A 9,590-nucleotide genomic window follows, 5' to 3' on the forward strand; every position below is an offset into this window, starting at 1 on the left:
ATAACGGGCTATCCCGGGTCTTCCTACTCAATTCAGAAAATCAACTCACAGATGTGACTTCGGATTAGCTCGTGTTTCATTTCCACCATCAGAAACTCTCTATTACCGCAGCTAGCCTTACTGCTTCTGTTCTAAGTTGTTTTTAATATTGCTATAAATCTTATAAGATTAATTAGTATTTGTCAATTATCTATTAATTACTTTTCTTCATAAGTAACTGGATCCACATCTAAAAGCGGACTCTTTTCACCAGTGTAAATCACGTCTAACTTGTACATAGCACGAGATGTAATCGTGTAAACAAGTTGCGTTTCATCTAATTGATGATAATTCTTTTTATTTGCGCCCCACATAACTACAGCATCAAACTCTAGTCCTTTAGCCAAATATGATGGAATAACCAAGGTGCCATCAACTAAACGCTGGTTAGCCGTCGCAATCAAAGTGGATTTTTCACCTTTTTCGCTCAACTTTTCATGGACAAATTTAGCATCAGCCAAATCCTTCGTAATGATAGCAGTAGTCATCTTGCGCTTTTCATTATCACGTAAAACATCGACTAAAACATCAATTGCCTGTTCATCGCTATCTCTACCCCAAATCACAGGCTTTGGACCTTGACGGTTAAAGGCTTCGATCTTTTCACCTTGACGCAAAATCTGCTTGGTAAAGTTAGTCAGTTGCTTAGTTGAACGATATGACTTAGTAAGTTGGACCACATCGATTTTTTCTGGATCAAATAAACCTGAAATCTGCTTGAGCAAACTGCGGCTTTCATCCTTAGTAAAAATAGCCTGATTCAAATCACCGAGCATCGTGAATTTGGCACGTGGGAAATTATATTTAAGGTAGGCCAATTGGAATGGCGTATAATCTTGAATTTCGTCGATGAAAGCATACCGCATTTCATAATCAGTTCTACGACCAGTAATTAAATCATACAAGTAAAGATAAGCAGAAACATCAGTGATTGCAATATCATGCTTCTTGAAATTTTCCTTAACTTCATCAATATGATGCATCCAGTCTTCTTCATCGATATTCCACTTAGCTAAATCAACCATTTTAGGTACAGCACGCAAGAAGCTTAAGTATTGCGCACGCATATTGATAAAGTGATTGTGCAAAATACGCTTGTGCACGCCCTTCAATGCCTTAAGTACAATCTTTCTGCCTAAGAATGCCTCTTCCTTAGCTTCTGATTCAAATTCTTGATCAGGTCGATCGTACAATTCATTTAACTCAGATTGACTCATCCCTTCAATGGTGCGAGCAACCCAAGCTTTTCTAGCTTCTGGCGCGATCTTGCGATTAAGTATCTTAATCAATTCTTCACGCGTTGCATCAATGCGGTTAGCCAAATTGTAATTGTCGTTATATGAGTAATAGATTTCCTTGATCTTTTCCTTATCAAAGTAAGGCTTCTTCTTGTCACGGAAATAAATATTCTTAAAGACTACACCGCGTTTATTTAAATGCTTTGCATAACGCGTTACCAAATTAAAGAAGTTAACCGAATCCTTAAATTTACTAATATTAGTATCCGCATTTTGATCTTCAAATTGTTTAAACAGGTTTTCCACATTCATCCCTGGAAGCCGGCGGGCAACAAATTGCCAGTAAGTCATCTGTACCATATTTTGTTCACCCATTTCAGGCAAAACATTCTTAATATAGTCATTAAACAATTGGTTAGGACTGAACATGATAACATCACTAGAAGTCAAATTACCACGGTAACGATAAAGCAGAAATGCAATTCTTTGCAAAATTGCACTAGTTTTACCAGAACCTGCAGCACCTTGAACGAAAAGCAAGTCAGCACTAGTATTTCTAATAATCTTATTCTGTTCTTGTTGAATCGTAGTTACTATTGATTTCATCTGAGTTGATGATTTTTCAGATAAAACCTCTAAAAGCATTTGGTCACCGATTGACTCATTGGTGTCAAACATGTTGACAATCTTGCCATCTTCAATCATGAATTGGCGTTTCTTAGTCATATCAACGGTAATTTTGCCTTCTGGCGAATTATAAGATACTTCACCTAACTTACCATCGTAATAAATTGAAGAAATAGGCGCACGCCAGTCATAAATCAAAAAGTGATCGTTTTTATCTGCAAAAGATCCCAAACCAATATAAATAGTTTCAGGCTTCTTTTCCCCTTGCTCTTTAAAATCAACTCGAGCAAAATATGGCCGTTTTTCCAGCCTTTCAACGGTATCCAATTGCTTAGCTGAATGCTGCCAAGCATGTTCGCGTTCACTTAATAATTGCTGCTGTTGATGAATCGACAAGGCGGTTTCCATTGAAGTCGAGTAACCATCATAATCCAACTTAACATCATCAAAGAAGTGTGAATTAAGATTTCTAGCTTCGCCTTCAGCGGATTTAATTGACTTTTTTAAAGATTTTTCACGTTCCTTGATTTGTTTCATAATATTATCAAGGTGTTTTTGTTCAAGTGCTTCTTCACTATTTTCATTTTTTGCTGTGGTCATTTAATCACCTTTTCTTTAAAAACTCGCATTCTATTTTATCATGAGTAGCGCTTTTTTATCATGAGTAGCGCTTTTATAGTAGTCTGCACGCTCATAGGCAAAATACAAGTAAAAATAGATGAAAACTTAAGATTTGAAGATTATAATTTCAACATTGGAGTTGAAAATTATGAGAACGTTTTTTAGAATCATCAGAAATATTTTCTTGCTTGCAGTACTCGCCTTTGCCGTTTGGACTTATAAAAATGATTCTAACATGCGCATGGCAGCGCAAGATTCTCTGACTACATTAAATTATCGCATTCAGCAATTATTAAAAAATGGAACTACTACCCCGCATAAATTAGGCGATAAAGACACTTCTACCAGAACTGATAAAACAAAAGATGATGATACCTTTGAAAACCGGACATGGTCAAAACCGAAAGCAAATGTTTACGTAGATGTCAAAAATAACTTACAGTTACGTTCGGCTGCAATCGATGCCATGAATGCTTGGAATCGAACCGGAGCCTTCACTTTTCACCAAATTAGTAATAAAAAGAAGGCACAAATCGTTATCAGCATTGTGGATGATAGCGACACAAATGCTGCTGGTGAAACGGCTACAACTTATAATCCAGCAACTGGACATTTATTAAAGGCAGATGTTCACCTCAACCGCTATTATTTGCAAAATGAGTGGTACGGTTACAGCAATAATCGAATTATCAACACCGCTGAACATGAACTAGGACATGCGATTGGTTTAAATCACACCAACAGCGTTTCAGTCATGTATCCTAAGGGATCAATTTACACCATTCAGCCACAAGATATCAAAAAATTGAGAAAAATCTACCACGAAAACAATTAACTTTAATTACTCCTCTCTTTTTTCTAAAATAAAGAGGAGTTTTTTGATGAGGAGAAAATTATGAAAAGAATCTATATTGTCCGTCATGGTCAAACTTATATCAATCGTTATAACAAGATGCAAGGTTGGTGTGATACCCCACTAACTACTGCAGGAATTGAAGGTGCCGAAGAAGCTGGCAAGGCATTGCACGACGTTTCTTTTGACATTGCCTTATCTAGTGATTTAAAAAGAGCTAGCGACACCTGCGAAACAATCATGAAATACAACGTTAACAAAGATGAATTGCAGCATATTGCCAGTCCATTTTTCAGAGAACAATTCTATGGCTATTTTGAAGGAATGGATTCTGAAATGGCTTGGCGCATGATCGGTGGCAGTCACGGCTACGCTACTAGACAAGAAATGTTTAAACATGAAAGTATCGATACCATTAAAGATTGGATCAAAGAAGCTGACCCATACCACCAAGCAGAAGATGCTGAAGAATATTGGTCTCGCATGGAAAATGGTTTAAAGATGATCAGTGAACTTGATGGAGCTGAAAACATCTTGTTGGTTACCCATGGCTTTACTATTAGAAGCTTGTGGTACCGTTACGGCGATAACATCCCTCTTGTACCCGGTCCAAAGAATGCCTCAATTACCGTGATGACCATGAGCGATAAAGGTGACATCAAGATCCCTATTTGGAACAAAATGCATTTATGAGCATATACAAAAAGAAGCTTAGATCAACTTGATCTAGGCTTCTCTTTCTAATGAACGCTATATCATTACTATGCTATTTAGTTTGTGGGTATTTAATTTAATCATACATATATTTCTTAACTGCTTCTTTTGGATCCATTCCATTTCTAATCTTTTCTTCTAGTTCAATGGAAACGTCAGCAATAATTGATTAGGGGTCAATTACTGCAACATCAGGATCGGGTGCTTTTGTTGCAGCCAGCCAAAGTTCAGGCCAGCGAACAATGCACCACTACCGCCACCAAGAGTAAGTGGGATCTTGTGAATCGTAATTACGATAACACCAAGCAAGATACCTATTGACATGAAGCTAACATCTGTTTTGGTTCCAGTAACTTTTTCATAACCAATTGTCTTAATGGCATTAGTTATACAGTTTACTGGACCAATGATTGTTACATGATCGCCAACAGTTAACCGGGTGTAGAAAGTAAGTTTTCAAATATGCATATTAAAAAAGCTGTCATTTTGACAGCTTTTTCGTATACCTAGCTTATTAACGAGTACTGATTTAAGCCTAAGATTCTACTTTTTCAGCACTATATTCTCGTATAATTTTACAGTCACAATGTAGTAAATGAAGTAAAGTACGATGAAAATTAAGAATGGTAGCCAGATGCCCATGTATGGCTTAGGTAATAATGCCTTGAACAATCTCAAACCGAAGAGAACATCGATGATACCTAGTGCTCCAGGTAAAGCAAATAGCACCCCAATTTCATTTCTAATTGATTTTCTAAGCATCTTTTCCCTAGTCCCAATCTTGTAGAGCATTTCGTAACGTACTTTGTCGCTGGCGGCGCCGCTTAAAACTTTGAACATCAAAGTTGAAGCGAGCATGGTTAGGAACGCGATTCCTAGGAAGAAACCCATGAATTCGAAACCGCTGGCAAAGCCAAGCACTACTTGATAAGTAAATGGCTTAGTGTTGCTCAACACTCTACTAATCATAGGTGAAGTCATTTGAAGCTTTTCAATCTTTGTTAAAGTTGGATAGTCTTTAACAAAATCCTTAACTCTAATTAAAGTTATAAACTTCTTTTGTCCTTGAATAGTATTAAATTTAGCTGGAGAAACTAGTTCAATCTTTTTAGTGCCATTAAGTAGCATCATGCTCAAACGAGTATTAGCAGAATTACCAGGAGTAACCAAATCTTTGGTCTTGGCTACAGTTGGTGTATAAGTTGGGAAATCATTACCGTGTTGACTAAATTTAATATATTTAAATGGCTTTTTGTCGAAATCAGCCTTGTTAAAGAATAGTTCTTTCTTAGTTTCAACGTAGTGGTAAGTAGCCTTAGATTTAATATCTAACTTGTCCACATTTTTTTGCACAGCTGGTGTATTTTGCACAATCTGTGCATCATAGTAGTCGCTGACTACTGCTTGGTTCTTCAATGAATTGAAGTTAAGACCAACAGTAATCGCACCAAGAGCTAAAGCGAAAAGTAGTGAGATAACGGAAAGAATACGTGTGTAATCACGAATTCTGAATTTTAGTTGTCCAAGAGTAAAGACGCGAATACCGCGGTAAGCGAAGCCTTTTTTCTTGAGCAAAAGATTGATGATGAGAGTGAAAAATGAATCAAAAGTGAAGTATGAGCCTGCCACGATAGTTACTAATGCTGCTGGAATGATGAAGAAAATAGCATTAGCGGGCATCCCCATAATGTAATAGCCTGCTGCTAAAAGCAAAAGACCTAAGATAGCTTCAACCACGCGCAAGCCGTTCTTGCGGCTGATCTTAATTGGCTTTTGACTCTCATGAAGCAAGTCAATCACTTTACTACGCACAAGTTTATGCACATTTCTCAACGCTGCTAAAAAGAATACAACTACAAAGAAAATCAATGTCCATAAAATTGCATTAGGCAAAATTATTTGAAAGTGCGTAATATGTAAGTCTAAACTGCTAATCAATAATTTAGACACAAGAGCAGTTAAACCCAAGCCAACAATAATTCCTAAAATAGCTGCCAAAATCCCTGTTAACAAGGTTTCACAGAAAATCAGCAAACCAAGCTTAGAACTTTTTGCCCCTAGCATCATGAACATGCCATAGTCGTGCTGGCGCATGCTGAGCAAAAATGAATTCGCATAAACCAAGTAAACGAAAGTAATAATTGCGAGTAAGACAATCCCGAAGCCAAAGATGAAGCTTAAGTATTGTCCTGGTGCATTAACATCTTTACTCATGAAGCCTGGGTTAATTGCCAAGGATAAGAACATATAAAAGATTGTACTTGCAACTACCAATCCTGAAAACAGGACCGTGTAGTCTTTGAGCCGGCTTTTAATCCCGGTTAAAGATAATTTCCAAATCATTTTTCCTTCCTCCTATTCCTCAGTACCCAAGTGAGCAATCAATTCATGGTAGAAGTCTGTTCTAGATTTTTCACCTTTAATCATTTGTTCACCGATTTTACCGTCTTTGATGAATAAAATGTGATTAGCAAAACTTGCTGAAAATGGATCGTGGGTAACCATCAAAGTTGTTACGCCGTCATGCTTGTTTAAGTTTTCCATCGTGTTTAGTAATTCTCTTGCACTCTTAGAATCAAGCGCACCGGTTGGTTCATCGGCCAGTAAGATTGATGGTTCGTGAACCAAGGCACGTGCAGCCGCTACTCTCTGCTTTTGTCCCCCTGAAATTTCTGCAGGGTACTTATTCAAAATTTCTTTAATTCCTAATTTTGCTGCAATTCTATCCACAAGTGGATTAATTCTGCGTGCTGATAATCCACGCAAGCTAAGTGGTAATGCAATATTTTCTCGATTAGACAAATTTTCTAGCAAATTAAAGTCTTGGAAAATAAAACCTATTTCTTTGCTACGGAAGTCAGCCATCTGATTAGTATTCAAAGTGCTAACATCATGCTTATTAATGAAAACTTGCCCCGTAGTTGGTTTATCTAAAGTTGAAAGAATGTTAAGTAAAGTAGTCTTACCAGAGCCAGAAGCACCCATGATTGCTACAAATTCACCTGCGGCAATCTTAAAATTGATGCCCTTCAAAGCTTGGTATTGTTTTTCGCCTTTTTTACCGTAAGTTTTGGTGACGTTGTCAACCACAAGAATTTCGTTCATTTTTATACCTCTTTCTCCCCAATTTATTTACTGTATTATTTGCTTAATACACTAATATGATATTAACCTTTTGTCAATCTATTTTTGCGTAAAAAAATAGTTCTTCACGTCTTAACGCGTGAAGAACCTTGATCTATCAACATTTAGTTGCTAGTTTTTGTTTTGATTAATTTACATTTTCCTAATGTTTGAATCTCTTGATGACCGTTTACTAGATGTAAAATTGCATCCCGATATAACAGTTTTTCTGTCTTTTTGCTCTTATCCTTGTACTTTTTAACAAAAGTTACTTCATAATCAATCTTGCTATAATTGCGCTTACCTGGCAAAACAGATAAAACTTTGACCTTAACGGTGAACTTCTTAAGTTTCTTATCCTTTTTCCACTTCTTGATTTGTTGCTCAATCTTCTTATAATCGGCGTTTTCTTTACCATTTTCAAAATTGGCTACCATCGGCTTTTTAAAGTTGGTATACAGCATTCTCGCCGCATTTTCAACTTTAATTAAACCTGGCCAAATTGGGTTAACAATATAGTCACCTTCTGCATCTTGGTAAACGTCTTTTTCACCATTGCCTTGGTAATCTGCTGCACCATCATAATCAGTTACATCGTCTTCGCTATCGCTAAATTCCGAACTGATTGATTGTGATAAATCTGTCACATTTTCAGATTTAATGGTTTGACCATCAACCTTGCTTTTAACAAAAATTTCCATTCTCTTAGCAAGCGGATAATCCTTAAATGTATAGTGGCCTTTTTTATTAAGAGTGGCTGCTTTATGATCATTGATATAAACTACGCCATTAGGAACGCTGCGAATTTGGAAAGTGGCAGTTTTAATTTTCATATCTACTGTCTTATTTGACCAAATATTTACAATTGAGTCAGCATCTAACTTTCTATTGTTAACCTTGGATTTAACCAAAATATGGTAACGACCAGGGAAAACTAATCCTAAATCTTGATAGTAATTCTGATTGCCGCCATTCATTTTGCCGTAATCTTCCCCGTTAACAAACAAAGCCGAATTGGCATGGTTGGTTTGAACCTGCGGACGATAGCACTGCACTCGCAACTTATATTTACTGAAAAATAAGAAATAGCGGCCAGCTTCAACTAATTGAATCTCACCATTGTCACGATCATGGCGTAAGTTAGAATCCAATTTTTTTGCAGCCGCTGCATGATTCTTAAAATAATTTTGCAACGGCTTTAAACTATCATCGGTTACCTTCATATCAGGAGTTGAAGCAACCACATATTGCGCCATCCCCGTCTTAGGGTCTTTTAAGTTGGCAACAATGCGGCTAATCTGCCGATCTCTTGTATAATAAAAATTGCCAGCGGTAATTAATCCGCCAACTAAAATCACAATAATTCCAAATAACCAAATAGTTTTACGTTTTTTCATACTTAAAACCCACCAAATTAATACTTTTAATCTAGATTAACAGGTTGAGCCAAAATAGCAACTATCTTCATTTTTGTGAGGAAAAATTATGGAAATTAACTTCAATTTTATCAAAAATAGTCCAACATTTAACGAGGAATACTCTACTGCTGAAAAGATTCACAATTTATACACAATCGATGATTATCGTGACGTCATCAGCAACTCTCGCCTTTTGTTTGAAACACTTACTAAGAAAATCTTCAAACTAGAGAATCTGAATGCTTATTATCATGTGCCAGACGGTGAATATCGCAATTTGCGCAATGACACGCATTATTTACGCGAGGAACTCGATTATCCTTTAAGCATTATGGCTTTATTCGATGAAGTCCGCCGGATGGGGAATGCAGCGATCCACGATAGCAAAATCGAACCTGATAAAAAGCAGGCCTGGCGCTGCGTTTGCGACGTTCATGACATTCTAGTCTTTTTAATCAATAGCTATGATGGTCAGGATTTATATTACATTCGCCCCGACATCGCTATGGAGGCTCAAACCTCTAGTCAATTTCATACCCGTGTCAAAAATACTAAACCGCATATTAAACTTAAAGATCATCAGACTAAAAAAGTCGAAAAGCATCATTTACACACTAATTTGAAAAAGGTTAAGCATTTCTCTAGTGTAAAATCTGTGGATAAACCTGCTGAAAAACATGAACAAATTAAGCCTGCAAAACAGAATTGGTTTACCAAACTTTTCCACAAAAAATAGCAAGGTATACGTAACCTTGCTATTTTAATTCAAGAAAGTGTAATCATTAAAGATCACATTATCCGACTACTAAAAAACGGGCTGTACATACTCCCCCATCAATACACCCGTGCAATCATCATACACCTTATTTTTTGAGTCAACTACCCTAGACTGAAGTCTAGGGCTTAGTGGCTCGTTAGCTTACGCTAACCAGAACACCAACTTGCTTAGATACGGAC

The 9,590-nt window shown here is 36.8% G+C and carries 8 protein-coding genes, 1 pseudogene and 1 other annotated feature (1 of these 10 cut by a window edge); of the genes and pseudogenes, 3 read left to right on the forward strand and 6 right to left on the reverse strand.

Annotation, left to right across the window (positions count from 1 at the left end):
* Window positions 1–143: a binding site (T-box leader), on the reverse strand; it reaches 89 nt to the left of the window's first position.
* 54 nt (window positions 144–197) lie between these two features.
* Window positions 198–2,504 (reverse strand): RNA polymerase recycling motor HelD, encoded by a 2,307-nt coding sequence (helD, locus tag JEM49_RS01835; RefSeq protein WP_201873384.1) that lies wholly within the window; start codon window positions 2,502–2,504, stop codon window positions 198–200.
* Window positions 2,505–2,673: 169 nt separating this feature from the next.
* Between helD and JEM49_RS01840 the strand changes: the two genes are divergently transcribed.
* Together JEM49_RS01840 and JEM49_RS01845 are read left to right on the forward strand one after the other, a co-directional pair.
* The gene (locus tag JEM49_RS01840; RefSeq protein ID WP_201873389.1) at window positions 2,674–3,360 is read left to right on the forward strand and encodes a matrixin family metalloprotease; all 687 of its coding nucleotides are present in this window, start codon (window positions 2,674–2,676) and stop codon (window positions 3,358–3,360) included.
* 60 nt (window positions 3,361–3,420) lie between these two features.
* Window positions 3,421–4,071, forward strand: coding sequence for a histidine phosphatase family protein (locus JEM49_RS01845; protein ID WP_025006015.1), 651 nt, complete (start codon window positions 3,421–3,423; stop codon window positions 4,069–4,071).
* A 97-nt stretch (window positions 4,072–4,168) separates the two neighbouring features.
* On the opposite strand, the pseudogene JEM49_RS01850 reads toward JEM49_RS01845, so the two are convergent.
* From JEM49_RS01850 to JEM49_RS01870, 5 genes and pseudogenes are all read right to left on the reverse strand, one after another.
* A pseudogene (locus tag JEM49_RS01850) lies at window positions 4,169–4,321 on the reverse strand (aspartate racemase); the annotation flags it as partial.
* Window positions 4,273–4,416: an aspartate-alanine antiporter-like transporter gene (locus JEM49_RS10410; protein ID WP_242509731.1), complete on the reverse strand. Its 144-nt coding sequence runs from the start codon at window positions 4,414–4,416 to the stop codon at window positions 4,273–4,275. The gene JEM49_RS10410 and the pseudogene JEM49_RS01850, both read right to left, overlap by 49 nt.
* Before the next feature lie 219 nt (window positions 4,417–4,635).
* Entirely contained in the window at window positions 4,636–6,435 is a 1,800-nt protein-coding gene (locus JEM49_RS01860) for an FtsX-like permease family protein (RefSeq protein WP_191335247.1), read from the reverse strand.
* 12 nt (window positions 6,436–6,447) lie between these two features.
* Window positions 6,448–7,197 (reverse strand): ABC transporter ATP-binding protein, encoded by a 750-nt coding sequence (locus tag JEM49_RS01865; RefSeq protein WP_056945490.1) that lies wholly within the window; start codon window positions 7,195–7,197, stop codon window positions 6,448–6,450.
* 143 nt (window positions 7,198–7,340) lie between these two features.
* Window positions 7,341–8,612, reverse strand: a complete 1,272-nt coding sequence (locus JEM49_RS01870; protein WP_201873390.1) for a TcaA 3rd/4th domain-containing protein — start codon at window positions 8,610–8,612, stop codon at window positions 7,341–7,343.
* Between the two features lie 88 nt (window positions 8,613–8,700).
* On the opposite strand from JEM49_RS01870, the gene JEM49_RS01875 reads away from it, so the two are divergent.
* The gene (locus tag JEM49_RS01875; RefSeq protein ID WP_201873392.1) at window positions 8,701–9,369 is read left to right on the forward strand and encodes a hypothetical protein; all 669 of its coding nucleotides are present in this window, start codon (window positions 8,701–8,703) and stop codon (window positions 9,367–9,369) included.
* Window positions 9,370–9,590 lie beyond the last annotated feature (221 nt).

It is taken from the genome of Lactobacillus sp. A27, from assembly GCF_016742815.1.
In the GTDB taxonomy this organism is placed as follows: Bacteria; Bacillota; Bacilli; order Lactobacillales; family Lactobacillaceae; genus Lactobacillus; species Lactobacillus gallinarum.